A 20,431-nucleotide genomic window follows, 5' to 3' on the forward strand; every position below is an offset into this window, starting at 1 on the left:
AACACTGCGGCGCGCGGCCGGCGGCGCCGTTCTGTCGCGTTTTTCAGCGGTGCTGCCGCTCATGCCGACGCCGTGCCGTCCCGCCCGGCATCGCCGCCCATGCTATCGCGCCGCCGCCAGCCCGAGCGACAACGCGCCCGTCACGATCAGGCTCGACGCCCATACCGCATCCAGATTGAACCAGCTCCGCGACACGAACTTCAGCCCGAGATAGCGGTACACGAGCCACGCGAGCCCGCCGCCGGCGGCGATCATCGCGGCCGCGTGCACGGCCGCGACGACGAGCGCCATGCCGAGATGCGCATCGACGAGCGCCGCGGCCGCGCGATGGCCGGCATCCCGGTCGAGCCCGCACAGGCCGAGGTAGATCGGCACCAGCATCAGCCCCGCGCCGTGCGCGAGTGCGACCGCGAACGACCACAGGCCGAGCCGCGCCGGCGGAATCCGCGCGAGCGCCCGCGGATGCCGGCGCCGGATCAGCAGCCCTGCGCCGAAGCCGATCACGAGTGCGCTCGCGCCGATCCGGATCGCCGACTGCCAGGCGAGCAGCGCCGCAAGCAGCCCGAACGGCAGCATCACCGCGAAGACGGCGAGCGCATGACCGAGCGCGAGATAGCCGAGCGCGGCGACGAGCGCGGCGCCACGGCGCGTTATCAGCGCGTTCGACACCGCGAGCGGCCAGCCCATCGCCGGGTTCAGACCGTGATAGACGCCGCTCGCGAGCACGGCCGCCCACCACGCGAACGGCACGTGAAGGCCGGCGCTCAACGCTTGACCGACGGATAGCAGAACGAATCGGTCGAGCAGTCGCCGCCTTCGAGCCGGATCTGGTGCGCGCGGTAACCGTCGGGGAATTCGACCCAGTAGTCGTCGGCGAGCGTCAGCCCGCCGTCCGGCCCCGCGTGCGCGAGCACCTGCGCGGCCGGCACGCCGTCCGGATAGAACTGATCGTCCCACGTCGAATAGAGCGAGTTGGTCCAGTACACGCGCCGGCCGTCGCGGCTGATCTCGACCATCTGCGGGCCGCCCGCGAACGTGCGGCCGTTCGGGTGCGGCGCACGGCGCGCGATGCCGCCGATGCGTACCGACCCGGCCAGCACCGGGTGGTGCGGATCCGACACGTCGTACTGGCGCATTTCGCCGGTGCCCCAGCACGACACGTACAGGAACCGGTCGTCGAGCGACAGATCGATGTCGGTCACGAGCGGCGGCACCGCGCCGAATCCTTGCAGCAGCGGCGGCAATGCGTCGGCGGCGGCCGGCTCGGCCGGGATCGTCGCGGTCTTCTTCGCATGGAACTTGCCGCCTTCGCGCCACCAGGTCCAGATCGAGCCTTCGAGATTGGTCGTATCGACCACGACGCCGACGAATCCGTATTCGCGCACCGGGTCGTGCGCGGGCCGCACCTCCAGCGCCATCTGGTGCTGCGCGCCGAGATCGATCGTCTGCACGTTGCGTCGCGCGCGCAGGTCCCAGAAATGCAGCCGGTGCCCGTACTTGTTCGCGAGCAGATCCTCGGGAACGATCCCGTTCTCGAATTGCGGCGGCAGCGCCCATTCGCTCGACACCATGTAGTCGCGCGGCAGGTTCCACCAGAAGTCGTAATGCTTGTCCTGCGGGCCGCGGTCGATCTCCCAGCGGCCGAGCACGTCGAAGGTCTCGCAATCCATGATGAAGATGCCGGGCGCGCCGTCGGTGCCGTCCTTGCCCGCGCCGCCGAGCGTGCTCACGTAGATGCCCTCGGGGCCGCAATGCACGGTGTGCGGCCGCGAGTAGCCGGTCTTCGCGAAGATCTCGTCGGGTTCGATGATCTTGTGGATGCGTGCCTGCGTCGGATGCGGCTTCGTATCGATCACGTAGATGCGCGACGAGCGCAGGCCGGGGATGATCAGGAAGCGGCGCTCGAGGAACGCATGGCCGGTGAGCGGCGACAGCGACGACGAACACGCGTTCCAGCCGAAGTGGTGAAACTCGTCGCCGGTGTTCGGCATCGTCACCGTATGCACGATCTTGCCGTACGTCGACGAACCGGGCTTCACGTCGATCACGGCGAGCGCGTCGGGTCTGGAAAAATCGGGGCTCAGCAACAACGTATATGCGAATGCTTCGGCCGGCGCCTGCATCGCGAGCTCGGGCGAAGCGTGAAACGTCGGGTCGGGCCGCATGCTCATGGTGATGTCCTCTCGATGGTGTCGGATCGTGGGCGCACGGCCGCCGTCCGTCGCGTGCGTGCGGGCTGCGATTGCCGCGCGACGCGCGTCATGCCGGCGGCGCGCTCGGCGAGCCGGCACGCGTCGGCGGCGCGCGCGATGCCGTGCATCAGGTCGTGAAAGCGGGAAAAGGCGAAAGGCTGGCGCGCGGCGCCCGCGGTGAAACGGGTACGCGCGATCGCGATGGCGCGATCGACGTATCGGCGACCGGGCCCGTGACGCAGGCGATGTCTGTTAAGGCGTGCATATCGATGTTCCGGCAGATGGGGTTGGCATCGGGGGCGGGCATGCATCGGACGCTGCGCGGGCGCGACAGGTTGGCCGTCGCGTGCGCGTGCCTAAGTGTAGACGAGAAATCCGCGGCGGGTCGCGTGCGGCGCCTGGCCGATCTGCCAGGTTCGCGCGCGAGTGAGATACTTGACGAAGTGCCGTTGCCGTCCGCGTCGCGGGCGGGCGACGGCGACGCGAAACGGTGGCGCCGGCGCCTGCGCGCCGGCTGCCGTCATCCACGAGGGACTGATTTCATGGGGAACGAGATGCTTGAAACCGCGACGCTCGGAGGCGGGTGTTTCTGGTGCACGGAGGCCGTGTTTCTCGACGTCGACGGCGTGACGGCCGTCCAGTCGGGTTACGCGGGCGGTCATACGCGCAATCCCGGCTATCGCGACATCTGCGAAGGCGACACGGGCCACGCGGAAGTCGTCAACGTGACGTTCGATCCGGCGCGCATCGGCTATCGCGAGATCCTCGAGATCTTCTTCGCGACGCACGATCCGACCCAGTTGAACCGGCAGGGCAACGACGTCGGCACGCAGTACCGGTCGGTCGTGTTCACGCATTCGGATGCGCAGCGCGACACGGCGCTCGACGTGATCCGCGAACTCGAGCGCGAACAGGTGTTCGGTCAGCCGATCGTCACGCAGGTCGTGCCGCTCGACGGCAACTACTGGCCGGCGGAGGACTATCACCAGAACTATTACGCGCGCAACCCGGGGCAGGGTTATTGCTCGGTCGTGATCGGGCCGAAGCTCGCGAAGTTCCGGCAGAAGTTCTCGCACCGGCTGAAGTCGCTGCGCGGCGCGTAAGCGCGGGCATGGCCGGCGCAAACCGGCGTCACGCCGCCTCGTTGCGCCACTGCGCGCACGCGGCGGCGATTTCGCGTGCGAGCGCGATGCACGACAGCGGCGCGGAGCCTTCCGCCTTGTTGTTGATCGTGATGATCACCGGCTGCCCGGCCAGCGCATAGCGTGCGGCCAGTTCGGCGAGCGCCGAGCGCGTGGCCGGATCCTCGTCGACGAGCTTGTCGAACGGCTCGTATTTCGCTTTCGCCTGTTCGTACTTGAAGCCGCCGTGCAGGCTCCAGCGCACGATCAGCGGGCCCGGCGCGTCGCCGTCGAGCAGCGCGAGCGCGGCGGCTTGGCGCAGCGGGTCGGGCATCCGCGCGTGCAGGCCGACGCAGTAGCGCACGCCGAGCGCGGCCAGCGCGCGGATGAAGCGCGGCGTGAGCAGGCTCGCGTCGCGGATCTCGATCGCGTAGCGCGTGCCGTCGGCGTCCGGCGGCAGCGCCGCGAAGAACGCGGTGAGCCGGTCGATCAGCGCGGCCGGCTCCGCGAGGAGTTGATCGGGCAGCGGCGAGAACTGGAACACGAGCACGCCGGCTTTGCGGCCGAGCCCGTCGAGACAGGGCTGGACGAATTCGCGGGTCGCGAGCGGCGCATCGAGGAAGGTCGGGTTCGGCCCGGACGGCTCGCCGCGCCGGCCGCGGATCACCGCGTCGGTCACCGCGGCCGGCGCTTTCACGACGAAGCGGAAATCGTCGGGCACCTGTTGCGCGTAGCGCAGGTAGTCGGCCACCGACAGCGGCCCGTAGAACGACCGGTCGAGGCTCACGCTTTTCAGTAGCGGATGGGCGCCATACGCTTCGAGCCCTTCGCGCGACAGCTTCGTCTGCGCGAAATCGCCGTCGTAGACGATGCCGTTCCAGCCGGGGAAATACCACGACGACGTGCCGAGCCGCACGTTCGGCGGCAGCGCGGCCGCGACGTCGGCCACGTCCGCCGAGACCGGCGCGGGCGGCACGCCGCGCTGGCGGCGGCCTTTCTTCGGCGCGGCGACCGGCGGGGACGGTTCGTCCCACAGCAGGCCGGACGACGGGGCAGGCGTGTCGTCGGCGGCGGGGCGGGAAGTCGTGCGGGCGGGCGGCGCCCGTGGCGCGTCATTTGGTGCGCCCGGCGTCACGTGCTCATTGGGGCCGGCGGGGCGAGCGCCGTCCGCGGGCGATGCGCGTGGGGCGTGCGTCGGCACGCCGAACAGGTCGAATTGTCCGTCGGCGTGCGACTCGTTGGCGTCGTCGTGCTGCTGTCGTTGCGGCGGCGCCTTGCGCCGCGTCCTGCCGTCACCCATGCATGCCCAGCGTGAGGCGCCGCCTAGCGCGGCAGCGCGTGTTCGTACATGTAGCGCCGCGACCACGGCAGCGTTTTCGCGCTGCGTCCGGCCTTGCGGCACACGATCTGGAAGATCGACACGTCGTCGTGCTCGAACGCATACGCGCAGCCGGCAAGATACACGCGCCAGATCCGGAATTTCTCGTCGTCGACGAGCTTTCTCGCTTCTTCGGCTTTCGCTTCGAAGTTTTCCGTCCAGATATCGAGCGTGCGCGCATAGTGCCGGCGCAGGCTTTCGACGTCAACCGCCTCGAGCCCGCCGCGCTGCGCCGCTTCGAGCGCCAGGCTGATGTGCGGCAGCTCGCCGTCCGGGAACACGTAGCGATCGATGAATTCGCCGCCGCCGAGCGCCGTTTCGCCGCTTTCCGCGTCGGTCGACGTGATCCCGTGGTTCATCGCGATGCCGTCGTCGGTCAGCAGCTCGCGGATGCGCGAGAAATAGAGCGGCAGGTTCTTGCGGCCGACGTGCTCGAACATCCCGACGCTCGTGATGCGGTCGAACTGGCCTTCGATCTCGCGGTAATCCTGCAGACGAATCTCGATCCGGTCTTCGAGCCCCGCGGCCTTCACGCGCGCGGTTGCGAGGTCGAACTGGTTCTGCGACAGCGTCACGCCGAGACACGTCGCGCCGAACTTCTGCGCGGCGCGCAGCACGAGCGCGCCCCAGCCGCAGCCGATGTCGAGCAGACGCTGGCCGGGCTCGAGCCGGATCTTCGTCAGGATGTGGTCGATCTTCTTGATCTGCGCGGTGGCGAGATCCTCGTCGCCGTTCTCGAAGTACGCGCACGAGTACACCATGTTCTCGTCGAGCCACAGCTGGTAGAACTCGTTCGAGACGTCGTAGTGATACTGGATCGCCTTCTTGTCGGTGCTCTTCGTGTGATTGAAGTAGCGCTTCACGCGGGCGAGCTTGCTCGCGCTCGTCACGGTGCTGCGCGCGAGCGAGTAGCCGATGTTGATGATGTCCGACAGCTTGCCTTCGATGTCGATCTTGCCCTTCACGTACGCCTCGCCGAGATTGTCGAGGCTCGGTTCGAGCAGCAGCGGCAACGCCGACGCGCTGTTCACCTTCAGCGTGACCTGCGGTGCGCTGAAGGTGCCGAAATCGAGTTGCTCGCCGTTCCACAGCACGAGGCGCGCCGGTATGTTCGCCTTCGCCCGTACTTCGTCCGCCCACTGTGCCAGCTTCTTTTCCCAGAACATTTGGATTCTCCGTTTGTTCGTTGAATCGAATACAGCCAAGTATCTTGACCGGCGTCCGCCGCTTGCCGCGCGGGCGCCCGGATGCAACACGAGACACGGCCGGCACGCGCCGGCGGCGCGCTTACGGCGACAGGCGCGAGATCGTCCAGCCCGACGCCGCCGCGGCGTCGCGCGTATAGAGCAGGCGGTCGTGCAGCCGCGACGGGCGCCCCTGCCAGAACTCGATCGAGTCGGGCACGAGGCGGTAGCCGCCCCAGTGCGGCGGGCGCGGCGGGTCGTCGCCGTAGCGCTCGCTGACGGCCCGTTCGCGCGCTTCGAGCGTCGCGCGGCTGTCGATCACGGTGCTCTGCTCCGACGCCCATGCGCCGATGCGCGAGCCGAGCGGGCGCGACGCGAAATAGCGGTCGCTTTCTTCCGCGCTGGTTTTCTCGATCCGGCCTTCGATGCGCACCTGGCGTTCGAGCTCGATCCAGTAGAACAGCAGCGCGGCTTGCGGATGCACGGCGAGATCGTGGCCCTTGCGGCTTTCGTAATTGGTGAAGAAGACGAACCCGCGTTCGTCGACGCCCTTGATGAGCACGATCCGGGCCGACGGCCGGCCGTCGGCGCCGACGGTCGCGAGCGTCATCGTGTTCGGCTCGGGCAGCTTGGCGGCGAGCGCCTCCTTGAACCAGCGATCGAACTGGGCGAAGGGGTCGGGGGCGGCATCGGCCTCGTCGAGCGAAGCACGCGAATAGTTGATGCGGAGATCGGCGAGAGTCGTCATGTTATGCAAACGCTTCAATCGAGGGCCAGTATAGCGAACGCACGAGAATCGTGCGTGCACAGTGGCGCGTGCGAGCGGGGAGTTCAGGCAAAATAGAGGGCTGCACGACTTACGTTTTCCTTGCTGCCATGTCCTCCGCCGATGCTGTCCCGCCCAGTTCTTCCGATCTTACCCCGACCCCGGAAATCCGGCTTGACGTGGATCGCGCGCGGCGTTTCGGCGGCGTCGCGCGCCTGTACGGCGCGCCGGCCGCCGCCGCGTTCGAGCGGGCGCACGTCGCGGTGATCGGGATCGGCGGCGTCGGGTCGTGGGCGGCCGAGGCGCTCGCGCGCAACGCGGTCGGCACGCTGACGCTGATCGATCTCGACAACGTCGCGGAAAGCAACACGAACCGGCAGGTCCATGCGCTCGACGGCAATTACGGCAAGCCGAAGGTCGACGCGATGGCCGAGCGGATCGCGCTGATCGATCCCGCGTGCCGCGTGAACCGCATCGAGGATTTCGTCGAGCCCGACAACTTCGACGCGCTGCTCGGCGGCGGCTTCGACTACGTGATCGACGCGATCGACAGCGTGCGCACGAAGGTCGCGCTGATCGCGTGGTGCGTCGCGAAGCGGCAGCCGTTGATCGTCGTCGGCGGCGCGGGCGGCCAGCTCGACCCGACGCGTATCCGCATCGACGATCTCGCGCTGACGATCCAGGATCCGCTGTTGTCGAAGGTGCGCGCGCAGTTGCGCAAGCAGCACGGTTTTCCGCGCGGGCCGAAGGCGCGTTTCAAGGTCAGCGCCGTGTATTCGGACGAGCCGCTGATCTATCCGGAAGCGGCGGCCTGCGACATCGAGGACGGCGCGGAGCCGTCCGCGGCCGCGCACGTCGCGGGGCTCAACTGCGCGGGCTTCGGTTCGAGCGTGTGCGTGACCGCGAGCTTCGGGTTCGCGGCCGCCGCGCATGCGCTGCGGGCGATCGCGGCACAGGCGGCCGGCTGAGCGCGCGGCGCGCGGGCAGGGCAAGACGATGCCGCGGCGCGGGTGACGTGCCGCGCGCGATACGGCGATGCGGCCGGGCCATCGCGGCCCGGCCGGGCGCGCATCAGTTGAGCGCCATGCTCAGCTTGCGTCGCCACGCGGCGACGAGGTCGGGGCGATCGCCGGCCAGTTCGAACACCGAGATCATCGTGCGGCGGCCGAGGTCGTCGCCGTAGGCGCGATCGCGCGTCACGATTTCCAGTAACTGTTCCAGCGCGCCTTCGTACGCGCGTCGCGCGATCAGGCTCTGCGCGAGGTCGAAGCGCGCGTCGAGATCGGCCGGGTTCGCCGCGATGCGCGCTTCGAGCGCGTCGGTCGGCGGCAGGTCGGCCGTGGCGTCGAGCGCGTCGAAACGGGTCTTGATCGCCTGATAGCGCGGGTCGCCGTTCTGCACGGTTTGCGGCGACAGGCGCTCGGTTTCCGCGCGCGCGGCGTCGACCTCGTTGCGCGCGAGCTGCAGCTCGATCAGGTCGAGGCGCGCGTCGTCGTAGCCGGGGTTCAGCGCGAGCGCCGCTTCGAGGTGCGCGCGCGCATCGTCGAAGCGCTGTTCGGCCATCGCATACTGCGCGGCGCGGCGCTCGGCTTCCTCGGCGGCCGGCAGCAGCCGGTCGAGGAACGCGCGCAACTGGCCTTCGGGCAGCACGCCGACGAACTGGTCGACCGGGCGCCCGTCGGCGAACGCGATCACGTGCGGGATGCTGCGCGTCTGGAAGTGCGCGGCGAGTTCCTGGTTCTCGTCGACGTTGACCTTCACGAGCTTCCAGCGGCCTGCGTAGTCGGCTTCGAGCTTTTCCAGCAGCGGGCCGAGCGTCTTGCAGGGGCCGCACCACGGCGCCCAGAAGTCGACCAGCACGGGCGTGTCCAGCGACGCCTCGATGACGTCTTTCTCGAATGTGGCAAGCGTGGTGTCCATGTCGTTCTCTTCCGTTCGAATATCGTCAGGATGGGGGCGGCGCGCCGCTTTTTCAACGCGGCTTCGATTCGGGCAGCGGAATCCACTCGGTTTCGCCCGGCACCTTGCCCATCTCCTGGCGCGTCCAGGCCGCTTTCGCACGCTCGATCGCGTCGCGGCTGCTCGCGACGAAATTCCACTCGATGAAGCGTTCGCCGTCGATCCGGTCGCCGCCGAGCAGCATCGCGCGTGCGCCGCGGCCGCTCGTCAGCGTGACCGTCGCGCCCGGTGCGAGCACGGCCATCCGTTCGGCCGGCACCGGCGTACCGTCGATCGCGAGCTCGCCGTCGACCACGTAGACCGCGCGCTCCTCGTGCGACGCATCGAGTTCGAGCCGGCCGCCGGCCGCGAATTCGGCCGCGACGTACAGCGTGCGCGAGAACGTCGTCACGGGCGAGCGCAGCCCGAACGCGTCGCCGGCGATCACCGTCAGCGACACGCCGTGTTCGTCGCGCTTGGGCAGCGTGTCGGCCGCATGGTGCTCGAACGACGGCTCGGTCGTCTCGTGCGCTTGCGGCAGCGCGACCCAGGTCTGGATCCCGTGCACGGTGTGGCCGCTGGCGCGCTGCGCGTCCGGCGTGCGCTCCGAGTGGACGATCCCGCGGCCGGCCGTCATCCAGTTCACGTCGCCCGGCACGATTTCCTGCCGCGAGCCGAGGCTGTCGCGGTGCAGGATCGCACCGTCGAACAGGTAGGTGACCGTCGCGAGCCCGATGTGCGGATGCGGGCGCACGTCGAGCCCCGTGCCGGCCGGCAGCACGGCGGGACCCATGTGATCGAAGAAGATGAACGGGCCGACGAGGCGTGCGGCGAGCGCGGGCAGCGTGCGGCGCACCTGCAGGTTGCCGATGTCGCGCACGTGCGGCTTGAGCAGGGCTTTGATCGAGTCGGTCATGGCGGGCCTCGTGGGAACGGCTGGATTGCCGGTCATTGTACTGGCGGCGCGGCGGCGCGCGTGACGGGAACGCGAAACGCGCGCGGTGCGATGCGGCCGCGGCAGGCATGCGTCGTGCGGTATCCACCGCGTTGCACAAGCCGCTGCACGGGCCGATGCGCGCGTCGCTGCGCGCGCCGCTGCGCATGCCGCTGCGCACGCCGCCGATTCCATGCGCGCCGCGCGGGTATCGGGCCGGACCGCGAAACCCGGTAGACTGACCGGCTTCACGACAACGATTCGACAATCGAAGGAGACGCCGATGATGGCCCCCAAGGACTTGCTGCTCGCACTGGTCGTGATCCTGGCGTGGGGCGTGAACTTCGTCGTGATCAAGGTCGGCCTGCACGGCATGCCGCCGATGCTGCTCGGCGCGCTGCGCTTCACGCTCGCGGCCGTGCCCGCGGTGTTCTTCGTGCGCCGGCCGCAGATTTCGTGGCGGCTGCTGATACTGTACGGCGCGACGATCCAGCTCGGCCAATTCGTGTTCCTGTTCACCGGCATGTACGTCGGCATGCCGGCCGGCCTCGCGTCGCTCGTGCTGCAGTCGCAGGCGTTCTTCACGCTGGTGTTCGCGATGCTGTTTCTCGGCGAGCGGCTGCGCGTGCAGAACCTGATCGGGCTCGCGATCGCCGCGGGCGGGCTCGTCGTGATCGCCGCGCAGGGCGGCCGCACGATGACGCTCGCGGGCTTCCTGCTGACGATCTGCTCGGCCGCGATGTGGGCCGTCGGCAATATCGTCACGAAGAAGGTCGGGCGGGCGAACCTCGTGTCGCTCGTCGTGTGGGCGAGCCTCGTGCCGCCCGTGCCGTTCTTTCTGCTGTCGCTGTGGTTCGAAGGGCCGCAGCGGATCGCGACCGCGCTCGCGGGCCTGGACGGCGCGTCGATTTTCGCGGTCGTCTATCTCGCGTTCGTCGCGACGCTGCTCGGTTACGGGCTGTGGAGCCGCCTGATGTCGCGCTACCCGGCCGCGCAGGTCGCGCAGTTCTCGCTGCTGGTGCCGATCGTCGGGCTCGCGTCGTCGGCGCTGCTGCTCGACGAGCATCTGACGCAAGCGCAGCTGATCGGCGCCGCGCTCGTGATGGGCGGGCTCGCGGTGAACGTGTTCGGCGGGAAACTGCTGAGCCGCTTCGCGGCGTCGTGACGCGCCGGCACGCGCTGCGTGCCGGCGGCAGGGAACGGGCGGCGCTCAGGCCATCCGGTTCTTCGCGAGCGGCGGATTCGCGGCGAAATAACGCTTGATGCCGCGGAAGATCGCGTCGGCCATCTCGTCGCGATAACTGTCGTCGTTGAGCCGGCGCTCTTCGTCCGGGTTGCTGATGAATGCGGTTTCGACGAGGATCGACGGAATGTCGGGCGCCTTCAGCACCGCGAACCCGGCCTGCTCGACCGAGCCCTTGTGCAGCTTGTTGATCCCGCCCACTTCCTTCAGCACGTAGTTGCCGTAGCGCAGCGAGTCGCGGATCTGCGCGGTCGTCGACATGTCGAACAGCGCGCGGTTCACTGCCGCGTCCGCCGTCTTGATGTTGATGCCGCCGATCAGGTCCGACGAATTTTCCTTGTTCGCCATCCAGCGCGCCGCGGCGCTCGTCGCGCCGTGGTCGGACAGCGCGAACACCGACGAGCCGCGCGCGGACGGTGTCGTGAACGCGTCCGCGTGGATCGACACGAAGAGATCCGCGCCGACGCGGCGTGCTTTCTGCACGCGCACGTTCAGCGGCACGAAGAAATCGGCGTCGCGCGTCATCATCGCGCGCATGTTCGGTGCGGCGTCGATCTTCGCGCGCAGCTTCTTCGCGATGTCGAGCGCGATGTGCTTCTCGTACGTGCCGGCGCCGCCGATCGCGCCCGGATCCTCGCCGCCGTGGCCCGGGTCGATCGCGACCGTCAGCAGGCGCACGGTGCCGCCCTTGCCGGATTTCGGCGCGGTGAACTTGTAGGTGTCGCCGTCGTCGTCGTTGTCGTCGCGGCGCGCGATGACGGGCGGCGGCTTGACGGCCGGCTTCGCGGGCGTCGACGGCGTGCCGGCGGCCGGCGGCGCATGCGGCGTGGCCGGCGTGTTCTGCGCGAAACGCTGGAAGAATGCGTCGCTGTTGTCGCCCGTGGCGGGCGGCGGCGTGCCCGGGCCGGCCAGCGCGGGCGGCGGCTGCATCTGCTGCGCGCGCGCGGTGTCGTTGAGCGCCTGTTCCTTGCGTTCCGTCTGCGCGATCAGGTCGGACAGCGGATCGGGCGCGACGGCCGGATACAGGTCGAACACGAGCCGGTACTTGTACGTGCCGACAGGCGGCAGCGTGAACACCTGCGGCTTCACCGAGCCTTTCAGGTCGAACACCATCCGCACGACGTGCGGCTGATACTGGCCGACGCGCACCGACTGGATCTGCGGATCGTTCGGCGCGATCTTCGATACGAGGTCGCGCAGCGCCTGGTCCAGGTCGAGGCCGCTCAGGTCGACGACGAGCCGGTCGGGACCCTGCAGCAACTGTTGGCTATTCTGCAGCGGCTGGTCGGATTCGATCGTGACGCGCGTGTAATCGCGCGCGGGCCACACGCGCACGCCGAGCACCGACGACGCGTGCGCGAGTCGCGGCGCGACGAGACCGAGCACCAGCGTCGACGCCCCCGCGCGCAGGATTTGACGGCGCCGCCAGTTGTGCGTCGCGGTGGCCGCCGATTCGATCGAGCGGAACGGTTTGATCAACATCTTTCGAGACATGCCTTTCCTGAAGCGCTGTACGCACGGACGGTGAGGGCGCGGCCGTCGCCGTCCACGTCGAGCGAGAAAACCAGATCGGGCACGCCGAGCAAGGCGCCCGCCCGTTGTGGCCATTCGACGAGGCAGATCGCGCTGGAATTGAAATATTCGCGAAAACCTGCATCGGACCATTCGGCCGGATCGTTGAATCGATACAGATCGAAGTGATAGACCTCGAGTTCCCCATCGCTGCGTTCGAGCGCGTACGGCTCGACGAGCGTATAGGTCGGGCTGCGCACGCGCCCCGAGTGGCCGAGGCCGCGCAGGATCGCGCGCACGAGGGTCGTCTTGCCCGCGCCGAGATCGCCGACCAGCTGGACCTGCAGCCCGTCGAACGCATGGGCGCGGTCGAGCTCGATGCGTGCAGCGTCGAGCGCGTGCGCGAAACGCGTGCCGAAGGCCTCGGTTGCCGCTTCGTCGGCGAGCGCGATCACGCGTTCCGCGAGCGGGGCGGGCAACGTGGGCTGAGGCGGTTGGCTGGACGTGGCTGGCATTCTCGTAAAATAGTGCGATGAACCGACTACCGGAACGCGCCGCATCCGACAGGCCTTCGACTCGTGACGAAGGCGCGGCGCCGTGCGCGCTCGACGATGCGGCGTTGACTGCGCTCGCCGCTCGCATCAGGGCGTGGGGGCGCGAATTGGGTTTCGGGGCGATCGGCATCAGCGATACCGATCTCTCGGATGCCGAAGCAGGCCTCGCCGCCTGGCTGGAAGCCGGATACCACGGCGAAATGGATTATATGGCCAAACATGGGATGAAACGCGCGCGGCCGGTCGAACTTGTGGCCGGTACGCGACGCGTGATCTCCGTGCGGCTCGCCTATTTGCCGGCCCAGACGCGCGCCGACGGGGCGTCCGGCGGCGCGCCCGGTGCGCTCGTCGCGCACGACTGGCGCGCGCGCGAACGGGCGCGGCTCGACGATCCGCAGGCGGCCGTCGTGTCGATCTATGCGCGCGGCCGCGACTATCACAAGGTGCTGCGCAACCGGCTGCAGACGCTCGCGGAGCGCATCGAACACGAGATCGGCGGGTTCGGCTACCGCGTGTTCACCGATTCGGCGCCCGTGCTCGAAGTCGAGCTCGCGCAGAAGGCCGGGGTCGGCTGGCGCGGCAAGCACACGCTGCTGCTGCAGCGCGATGCCGGCTCGCTGTTCTTTCTCGGCGAGATCTACGTCGACCTGCCGCTGCCAACCGATGCGCACACGTCGCCCGACACCGCGCCCGAGACGCCCGGCGCGCATTGCGGCAGTTGCACGCGCTGCCTCGACGCGTGCCCGACCGGCGCGATCGTCGAGCCGTACCGCGTCGATGCGCGCCGCTGCATTTCGTATCTGACGATCGAACTGAAAGGCAGCATCCCCGAGCCGCTGCGGCCGATGATCGGCAATCGCGTGTACGGCTGCGACGACTGCCAGCTCGTGTGCCCGTGGAACAAGTTCGCGCAGGCCGCGCCCGTCGCCGATTTCGACGTGCGGCACGGCCTCGACCGCGCGACGCTCGTCGAGCTGTTCGCGTGGGACGCCGACGCGTTCGATACGCGGATGCAGGGCAGCGCGATCCGGCGCATCGGCTACGAAAGCTGGCTGCGCAATCTCGCGGTCGGGCTCGGCAATGCGCTGCGCGCCGGCACGGACCGGCTCGACAGGCCCGCGCGCGACGCGATCGTCGCCGCGCTGCGCGCGCGGGCCGACGATCCGTCGCCGGTCGTGCGCGAGCATGTCGAATGGGCGCTGCGAGCCGCGTGAAGGCGGCGTAAAGTGTCGTCGGCGCGCGGTCAGGGCCGCGCGCATCCCCCGGTCAGGAGAAGGCAATGTTCAACGCAGTCATCGACGCGCCGTTCGGCAAGGTCGGCATCCGCACCGATGCCGCGGTGGTGCGCGAGATCGTCTATCTGCCCGAGTCGATGAAGTCGGTCGAGCCGGATTCGGCGCTCGCGAAACGCGCGGTCGAGCAGATCGAACGTTATTTCGAGCGCGCGTCCGCCCGCTTCGACCTGCCGCTCGCCGACGTCGGCAGCGCATTCCAGCACCGCGTGTGGGACGTGATCAGCGCTATCCCGCCCGGTACGGTGCTGACCTACGGCCAGGTCGCGAAGCAGATCGGCAGCGCGCCGCGCGCGGTCGGCCAGGCGTGCGGCGCGAACTACTTCCCGCTCGTGATTCCGTGCCATCGCGTCGTCGCGGCGGGCGGCCTCGGCGGGTTCGCGAACCACGACGACAATGGTTATTACCAGCAAGTGAAGCGCTGGCTGCTGACGCACGAGGGCGTGCCGTACCGATGAGCGAACCGCTGATTTCCCCCGAAGCCGACGGCGATGCCGTCGCGGCGTCGCCCGCGCTGCGCGCGAGCCGCGCGTCGATCGACGTGTTCTGCGATGCGCTGTGGCTCGAACACGGGCTCGCGCGCAACACGCTCGATGCGTACCGGCGCGACCTGGCGCTGTTTTCCCAATGGCTGGCCGCGACGCACGACGCGCCGCTCGACTCGGCCGACGAGGCGATGGTGACGGGCTACATCGCCGCGCGCAGCGACGGCAAGGCGACGTCGTCGAACCGGCGCCTGTCCGTGTTCCGCCGCTATTACGGCTGGGCCGTGCGCGAGCATCGCGCGAGCGCCGACCCGACGCTGCGGATCACGTCGGCGAAACGGGCGGCCCGGTTTCCGTCGACGCTGTCCGAGGCGCAGGTCGAGGCGCTGCTCGGCGCGCCCGACATCGGCACGCCGCTCGGCCTGCGCGATCGCACGATGCTCGAGCTGATGTATGCGAGCGGGCTGCGCGTGAGCGAGCTCGTGACGCTGAAGACGGTCGAGGTCGGCCTCAACGAAGGCGTCGTGCGCGTGATGGGCAAGGGTGCGAAGGAGCGGCTCGTGCCGTTCGGCGAAGTCGCGCACGGCTGGATCGAACGCTACCTGCGCGACGCGCGGCCGGCGCTGCTCGGCGCGCGCGCTGCCGACGCGCTGTTCGTGACCGCGCGCGGCGACGGGATGACGCGCCAGCAGTTCTGGAACATCATCAAGCGGCACGCGCAGCGGGCCGACGTGCGCGCGCACCTGTCGCCGCACACGCTGCGGCATGCATTCGCGACGCACCTGCTGAACCACGGCGCCGACCTGCGCGTCGTGCAGCTACTGCTCGGCCACAGCGACATCTCGACCACGCAGATCTATACGCACGTCGCGCGCGAGCGGCTCAAGACGCTGCATGCGCAGCACCACCCGCGCGGCTGACGCGCGACGCGTGCATGCGACGCGACGCGGCACGCGCGCCGATGCGGGCTCACGCGTGTGAAGCGGTCGCGTCAGACCAGTTCGCGCAGCCGGTGCTTGAGCACCTTGCCGGTCGACGCGGCCGGAAGGGCAGCGAGCACGCGGATATGCGCAGGGCGTTTGTAAGCCGCGAGCCGGTCCGCGCACCATGCGTGCAATGCCGCGTCGTTCGCCGTCGCGCCCGGCACCAGCTCGACGAACGCGAGCACTTCCTCGTTGCCTTCGATCGCGCGGCCGATCACGGCCGCCTGCACGACGTCCGGATGCGCGTTCAGCACCTGTTCGACCTCGACCGGATACACGTTGAAGCCCGAGCGGATGATCAGCTCCTTGCTGCGGCCCGCGATCGTCACCGCGCCGTCCGCGTCCTGCCGCGCGAGATCGCCGGTGCTCAGCCAGCCGTCCGGCGACACGGCCGCGTGCGTCGCGTCCGCGTCGCGGTAGTAGCCGAGCATCACGTTCGGCCCGCGCACGCGGATCTCGCCGACTTCGCCGCGCGGCACGTCGGCGCCGTCCGGCGCGACGATCCGCAGGTCGACGCCCGGAATCGGCACGCCGACCGAACTGTCCGTGCGCGGCGCGTCGAGCGGCGTCTGCGTGATCGTCGGGCTGCTTTCGGTCATCCCGTATCCGTTGTGCAGCGGCACGCCGTACAGGCGCTCGACGCGCGCCTTCAGGTTCGCGTCGAGCGGCGAGCCGCCCGAATACGCGAAGCGCAGCCGCGGCGCGCGCCATGCGTGACCGTGCGTGTGCAGGTGTTCGAGCAGCTTCGCGTGCATCGCGGGCACGCCCTGGAAGATCGTGACGCCTTCGTCGGCGAGCGCGACGCGGACGGCTTCCGGCGAGAAGCGCGGCGCGAGCCGTAGCGTCGCGCCCGCGTACAGGCTGCCCAGGCACACCGACGCGAGCCCGTATACGTGGGACACGGGCAGCACCGTGTAGGCGACGTCGTCGGGCGACACGCGGCGCAGCGTGCTCGACGTCGCCGCGATGAACAACAGGTTGCGGTGCGACAGCATCACGCCTTTCGGCATGCCGGTCGTGCCCGTCGTGTAGATCAACGCCGCGCATTGCTCGGCGCCGTCGGCGGCCACCGGTTCGGCGGGCGCGCCCGCATCGACCCGATACGACCACGCGCCGATGTCGACCGGCAGCGCGCCGGCGGGTGTGGCGCCGAGCCGCTCGGCATGGGCGCGCGCATCGGGGGAGACGTCCGTCGTGAACGCGACCAGCTTCGGGCGCGCGTGCGCGGCGATCGCGTCGAGCTCGGCGGCCGACAGCCGCGCGTTCGACAGGAGCGCCCACGCGTCGAGGCGCGCGGCCGCGAACATCAGCACGATCTGCGCGACGCAGTTTTCCGCGACGATCATCACGCGGTCGCCGCCTTGCACGCCGAGGCTCGCCAGCCGTGCCGCCGCCGCTTCGATGGCCCGCGCCAGCTCGCCGTACGACAGGCGGCGCGCATCTTCGATCAGCGCCGGATGCGCAGGCGCTTGCGCGGCCCGATGGGCGGGCACGTCGGCGATGCGACGCGGCAGCGCGGCGAGCAGCGCATCGACGTCGAGCGATTCGGATGAGCGGCGAGGCGAGGACATGGCGTCTCCAGAAGAGGGGCCGGCGGCGGCCGACGATATTTGCGAACGATCGTGCCATGGCTGAGCGCGCGCCACAATCGGCCAATCGGGCAATAGCGCTTCGCGATGTCCGCAACGATGACGCGTGCGATCGTCGTCGCGATGCGGCGGGCCGCCGGCGGGAAAACGGGCCGCGAGTATAGCGTCGGCGCGGGCATGCCATCGCGCGCGCCGATCGTTCGCCATTAAAATGCCGCCATGAGCAAATCCAGACACGTGTCCGAAACCCCCGCGACCCAGTTGCTGCGCCGCCACGGCGTCGCATTCGGCGAGCATCCGTACGAATACGTCGAGCACGGCGGCACCGGCGAATCGGCGCGCCAGCTCGGCGTCGACGAGCATCGCGTCGTGAAGACGCTCGTGATGGAAGACGAACACGCGAAGCCGTTGATCGTGCTGATGCACGGCGACCGCACCGTGTCGACGAAGAATCTCGCGCGGCAGATCGGCGCGAAGCGGGTCGAGCCGTGCAAGCCCGAGGTCGCGAACCGCCATTCGGGCTATCTCGTCGGCGGCACGTCGCCGTTCGGCACACGCAAGGCGATGCCCGTCTACGTCGAGGCGACGATCCTCGAATTGCCGACGATCTACCTGAACGGCGGCCGGCGCGGCTACCTCGTCAGCCTCGCGCCGGCGGTGCTCACGTCGCTGCTCGGCGCGCAGCCCGTGCAGTGCGCGAGCGTCGACTGAGGGTTTCACCTTCGTGGCAGTCCGCGCCCGTTCGGTAGAATGGGCGCCGTTTCGGCTTGCCGGCTTGCCGCGCACCGCCGTCCCTTTCCCGATACGTTGAAAGAAGAGTTCCCCGCATGCAGATCCTGCTCGCCGCCCTCGTTGCCTACCTGATCGGTTCGGTGTCGTTCGCCGTCATCGTCAGTTCCGTGATGGGCCTGGCCGACCCGCGCTCGTATGGATCGAAGAATCCCGGCGCGACCAACGTGCTGCGCAGCGGCAACAAGAAGGCCGCGATCCTGACGCTCGTCGGCGACGCGTTCAAGGGCTGGATCGCCGTCTGGCTCGCCCGGCGCTTCGGCCTGCCCGACGTCGCGGTCGCGTGGGTCGCGATCGCGGTGTTCCTCGGCCATCTGTACCCGGTGTTCTTCCGCTTCCAGGGCGGCAAGGGCGTCGCGACCGCGGCCGGCGTGCTGCTCGCCGTGCACCCGGTGCTCGGGCTCGCGACCGCGCTGACCTGGCTGATCGTCGCGTTCTTCTTCCGCTATTCGTCGCTCGCGGCGCTGGTGGCGGCCGTGTTCGCACCGGTGTTCGACGTGTTCCAGTTCGGCATGCCGGGCCACAACCCGATCGCCTGGGCCGTGCTCGCGATGAGCGTGCTGCTCGTGTGGCGTCACCGCGGCAACATTTCGAAGCTGCTGGCGGGGCAGGAGAGCCGGATCGGCGACAAGAAGAAGGCGGCTGCGGACGGCGGCGCGCACGACGGCGGAAAAGCCTGAGAACGCGCGGCGCTTGCCGCGCGCCGCGCGCGCCGCTAGGCGGGGCCCGGCCGGACGACGCGACGGGCCGGCGGTCGGTCAGTCGCGGAAGTTGTTGAAGTCGAGCGGCGTGTCGGTCACGTCCTTGCGCAGCATCGCGATCGTGCTTTGCAGGTCGTCGCGTTTCGCGCCCGAGATGCGCACCGCGTCGCCCTGGATGCTCGCCTGCACCTTGATCTTGCTGTCCTTCACGAGGCGCACGATCTTCTTCGCGAGGTCGCCCGTCACGCCTTTCTTCACGGTGACGATCTGCTTGACCTTGTCGCCGCCGATCTTCTCGACCTTGCCGTAGTCGAGGAAGCGCACGTCGACGTTGCGCTTGGCCAGCTTGCCGATCAGCACGTCCTTGACCTGGCCGAGCTTGAAATCGTCGTCGGCGAACAGCGTCAGCTCGCGCTCCTTCTGCTCGACGCGTGCGTCGGAGCCCTTGAAGTCGAAGCGCGTCGAGATTTCCTTGTTCGACTGCTCGATGGCGTTCTTCACTTCGATCATGTTCGCTTCGGAAACGACGTCGAACGATGGCATGGCATTCTCCCTTGAGATGCGGGCGCCCGGCTCGCGCGCGGGCACTCGCTATAATTGCGGACTGTTTGCCATTTTACCGATGCCCCTGCGTTTGCCCAAGGCCGGCCCCTGCGCCGCCGGGGCCGACGTGACCGCGAATGCCGATGCCTCCTGACGATTCCGCCCTGTCGCTGCTTCCCGATCATCCGCTCGCCGCGCACAACACGTTCGGCATCGCCGCGCGCGCGCGTTTCGCCGCGCGCATCACCCGGGCGGCCCAGTTCGAGGCGCTGCATCGCGACCCGCGGGTCGCGAACCTGCCGCAGCTCGTGCTCGGCGGCGGCAGCAATATCGTGTTCACGCGCGATTTCGACGGCGTCGTGCTGCTCGACGAGATCGCGGGCCGCGGGGTCGTGCGCGAGGACGACGACGCGTGGTACGTCGAGGCCGGCGGCGGCGAGAACTGGCACGCGTTCGTCGCGTGGACGCTCGAGCACGGGATGCCGGGCCTCGAGAATCTCGCGCTGATCCCGGGCACCGTCGGCGCCGCGCCGATCCAGAACATCGGCGCGTACGGCCTCGAGATGAAGGCGTATTTCGATTCCCTGGTCGCGGTCGAGCTGGCGACGGGGCGCCGCGAGCGTTTCGACGCCGCGCGCTGCGCGTTCGGCTATCGCGACAGTTTCTTCAAGCGGGAAGGGCGCGGCCGGTTCGCGATCGTCGCGGTGACGTTCCGGCTACCGAAGCAATGGGCGCCGCGGCTCGGCTATGCGGACGTCACGCGCGAACTCGACGCGCGCGGCATCGCGCCCGATGCGGCGACGCCGCGCGACGTGTTCGACGCGGTCGTCGCGATCCGACGCGCGAAGCTGCCCGACCCGCTGGTGCTCGGCAATGCGGGCAGCTTCTTCAAGAATCCGGTGATCGACGCCGCGCAGTTCGATGCATTGCGCGCCCGCGCGCCGGAGATCGTGTCGTATCCGCAGCCGGACGGGCACGTGAAGCTCGCGGCCGGCTGGCTGATCGACCGCTGCGGCTGGAAGGGTCGCGCGCTCGGGGCGGCGGCCGTGCACGACCGCCAGGCGCTCGTGCTCGTCAATCGCGGCGGCGCGACCGGCGCCGACGTGCTCGCGCTGGCGCGGGCGATCCAGGCCGACGTGCGCGCGCGGTTCGGCGTCGAGCTGGAGGCGGAGCCGGTCTGTCTGTAACGCAGTGCGCGCGCCGGTTCGGGCGCATCCAAACGAAAAG

At 69.3% G+C, this 20,431-nt stretch carries 21 protein-coding genes; 9 read left to right on the forward strand and 12 right to left on the reverse strand.

The features are described 5' to 3' along the window. Nucleotides 1-102 precede the first annotated feature (102 nt). From WS95_RS17680 to WS95_RS34870, 3 genes are read right to left on the reverse strand one after another with little or no spacing between them, the layout of a single operon-like run. Nucleotides 103-768 (reverse strand): hypothetical protein, encoded by a 666-nt coding sequence (locus WS95_RS17680; RefSeq protein WP_059824875.1) that lies wholly within the window; start codon nucleotides 766-768, stop codon nucleotides 103-105. Then, a complete protein-coding gene (locus WS95_RS17685; RefSeq protein ID WP_034208236.1) occupies nucleotides 765-2,171 on the reverse strand; it encodes a selenium-binding protein SBP56-related protein in 1,407 nt (468 codons plus the stop codon). Before WS95_RS17685 ends, WS95_RS17680 begins: the two co-directional genes overlap by 4 nt. Continuing rightward, nucleotides 2,168-2,503 (reverse strand): hypothetical protein, encoded by a 336-nt coding sequence (locus tag WS95_RS34870; protein WP_156444493.1) that lies wholly within the window; start codon nucleotides 2,501-2,503, stop codon nucleotides 2,168-2,170. Before WS95_RS34870 ends, WS95_RS17685 begins: the two co-directional genes overlap by 4 nt. Nucleotides 2,504-2,734: 231 nt before the next feature. Here WS95_RS34870 and msrA point away from each other — a divergent pair, with 231 nt between their 5' ends. Then, nucleotides 2,735-3,295: a peptide-methionine (S)-S-oxide reductase MsrA gene (msrA, locus tag WS95_RS17690; protein ID WP_059578436.1), complete on the forward strand. Its 561-nt coding sequence runs from the start codon at nucleotides 2,735-2,737 to the stop codon at nucleotides 3,293-3,295. A 28-nt stretch (nucleotides 3,296-3,323) separates the two neighbouring features. Here the strand turns inward: msrA and WS95_RS17695 are convergent, their stop codons facing one another. The 3 genes from WS95_RS17695 to pdxH all read right to left on the reverse strand — a co-directional run bounded on the left by WS95_RS17695 (nucleotide 3,324) and on the right by pdxH (nucleotide 6,623). Beyond that, nucleotides 3,324-4,613 (reverse strand): DUF72 domain-containing protein, encoded by a 1,290-nt coding sequence (locus tag WS95_RS17695; RefSeq protein WP_059824877.1) that lies wholly within the window; start codon nucleotides 4,611-4,613, stop codon nucleotides 3,324-3,326. Between the two features lie 23 nt (nucleotides 4,614-4,636). Further along, nucleotides 4,637-5,857 (reverse strand): SAM-dependent methyltransferase, encoded by a 1,221-nt coding sequence (locus tag WS95_RS17700; RefSeq protein ID WP_034208233.1) that lies wholly within the window; start codon nucleotides 5,855-5,857, stop codon nucleotides 4,637-4,639. Between the two features lie 121 nt (nucleotides 5,858-5,978). Next, nucleotides 5,979-6,623: a pyridoxamine 5'-phosphate oxidase gene (pdxH, locus tag WS95_RS17705; protein WP_034208232.1), complete on the reverse strand. Its 645-nt coding sequence runs from the start codon at nucleotides 6,621-6,623 to the stop codon at nucleotides 5,979-5,981. A 128-nt stretch (nucleotides 6,624-6,751) separates the two neighbouring features. On the opposite strand from pdxH, the gene tcdA reads away from it, so the two are divergent. Continuing rightward, a complete protein-coding gene (gene tcdA / locus WS95_RS17710; protein ID WP_034208231.1) occupies nucleotides 6,752-7,609 on the forward strand; it encodes a tRNA cyclic N6-threonylcarbamoyladenosine(37) synthase TcdA in 858 nt (285 codons plus the stop codon). A gap of 103 nt (nucleotides 7,610-7,712) precedes the next feature. On the opposite strand, the gene trxA is transcribed toward tcdA, so the two are convergent. Beyond that, on the reverse strand, nucleotides 7,713-8,561 hold the full coding sequence (gene trxA / locus WS95_RS17715) for a thioredoxin (protein ID WP_034208230.1): 849 nt from the start codon (nucleotides 8,559-8,561) through the stop codon (nucleotides 7,713-7,715). Nucleotides 8,562-8,613: 52 nt separating this feature from the next. Then, nucleotides 8,614-9,495: a pirin family protein gene (locus WS95_RS17720; RefSeq protein WP_059782191.1), complete on the reverse strand. Its 882-nt coding sequence runs from the start codon at nucleotides 9,493-9,495 to the stop codon at nucleotides 8,614-8,616. Nucleotides 9,496-9,799: 304 nt separating this feature from the next. Between WS95_RS17720 and WS95_RS17730 the strand changes: the two genes are divergently transcribed. After that, the gene (locus WS95_RS17730; protein ID WP_179950207.1) at nucleotides 9,800-10,678 is read left to right on the forward strand and encodes an EamA family transporter; all 879 of its coding nucleotides are present in this window, start codon (nucleotides 9,800-9,802) and stop codon (nucleotides 10,676-10,678) included. Between the two features lie 45 nt (nucleotides 10,679-10,723). On the opposite strand, the gene WS95_RS17735 is transcribed toward WS95_RS17730, so the two are convergent. Continuing rightward, nucleotides 10,724-12,250, reverse strand: coding sequence for an N-acetylmuramoyl-L-alanine amidase (locus WS95_RS17735; RefSeq protein WP_059824881.1), 1,527 nt, complete (start codon nucleotides 12,248-12,250; stop codon nucleotides 10,724-10,726). Further along, nucleotides 12,232-12,783: a tRNA (adenosine(37)-N6)-threonylcarbamoyltransferase complex ATPase subunit type 1 TsaE gene (gene tsaE / locus WS95_RS17740; RefSeq protein ID WP_059782195.1), complete on the reverse strand. Its 552-nt coding sequence runs from the start codon at nucleotides 12,781-12,783 to the stop codon at nucleotides 12,232-12,234. The genes WS95_RS17735 and tsaE overlap by 19 nt, the downstream gene beginning before the upstream one ends. Before the next feature lie 17 nt (nucleotides 12,784-12,800). Here tsaE and queG point away from each other — a divergent pair, with 17 nt between their 5' ends. The 3 genes from queG (at nucleotide 12,801) to xerD (ending at nucleotide 15,519) form a co-directional block, all read left to right on the forward strand. Beyond that, the gene (gene queG / locus WS95_RS17745) at nucleotides 12,801-14,036 is read left to right on the forward strand and encodes a tRNA epoxyqueuosine(34) reductase QueG (protein ID WP_059782196.1); all 1,236 of its coding nucleotides are present in this window, start codon (nucleotides 12,801-12,803) and stop codon (nucleotides 14,034-14,036) included. A gap of 65 nt (nucleotides 14,037-14,101) precedes the next feature. Further along, a complete protein-coding gene (locus tag WS95_RS17750; RefSeq protein WP_059782198.1) occupies nucleotides 14,102-14,572 on the forward strand; it encodes a methylated-DNA--[protein]-cysteine S-methyltransferase in 471 nt (156 codons plus the stop codon). Beyond that, entirely contained in the window at nucleotides 14,569-15,519 is a 951-nt protein-coding gene (gene xerD, locus WS95_RS17755; protein WP_059824883.1) for a site-specific tyrosine recombinase XerD, read from the forward strand. The genes WS95_RS17750 and xerD overlap by 4 nt, the downstream gene beginning before the upstream one ends. 71 nt (nucleotides 15,520-15,590) lie before the next feature. Here the strand turns inward: xerD and WS95_RS17760 are convergent, their stop codons facing one another. Beyond that, complete coding sequence (locus WS95_RS17760) at nucleotides 15,591-17,153, reverse strand: class I adenylate-forming enzyme family protein (RefSeq protein WP_059824884.1); 1,563 nt, start codon at nucleotides 17,151-17,153, stop codon at nucleotides 15,591-15,593. 237 nt (nucleotides 17,154-17,390) lie between these two features. On the opposite strand from WS95_RS17760, the gene ybaK reads away from it, so the two are divergent. Continuing rightward, on the forward strand, nucleotides 17,391-17,882 hold the full coding sequence (gene ybaK, locus WS95_RS17765) for a Cys-tRNA(Pro) deacylase (protein WP_034208221.1): 492 nt from the start codon (nucleotides 17,391-17,393) through the stop codon (nucleotides 17,880-17,882). Nucleotides 17,883-17,998: 116 nt separating this feature from the next. Further along, a complete protein-coding gene (gene plsY, locus WS95_RS17770) occupies nucleotides 17,999-18,640 on the forward strand; it encodes a glycerol-3-phosphate 1-O-acyltransferase PlsY (RefSeq protein WP_059824886.1) in 642 nt (213 codons plus the stop codon). 78 nt (nucleotides 18,641-18,718) lie between these two features. Here the strand turns inward: plsY and WS95_RS17775 are convergent, their stop codons facing one another. Beyond that, nucleotides 18,719-19,204, reverse strand: coding sequence for a YajQ family cyclic di-GMP-binding protein (locus WS95_RS17775; protein ID WP_034208219.1), 486 nt, complete (start codon nucleotides 19,202-19,204; stop codon nucleotides 18,719-18,721). 137 nt (nucleotides 19,205-19,341) lie between these two features. Here WS95_RS17775 and murB point away from each other — a divergent pair, with 137 nt between their 5' ends. Continuing rightward, entirely contained in the window at nucleotides 19,342-20,391 is a 1,050-nt protein-coding gene (gene murB / locus WS95_RS17780; protein WP_034208218.1) for a UDP-N-acetylmuramate dehydrogenase, read from the forward strand. Nucleotides 20,392-20,431: the final 40 nt, after the last annotated feature.

Source organism: Burkholderia sp. MSMB1826 (assembly GCF_001526325.1).
Classification (GTDB): Bacteria; Pseudomonadota; Gammaproteobacteria; order Burkholderiales; family Burkholderiaceae; genus Burkholderia.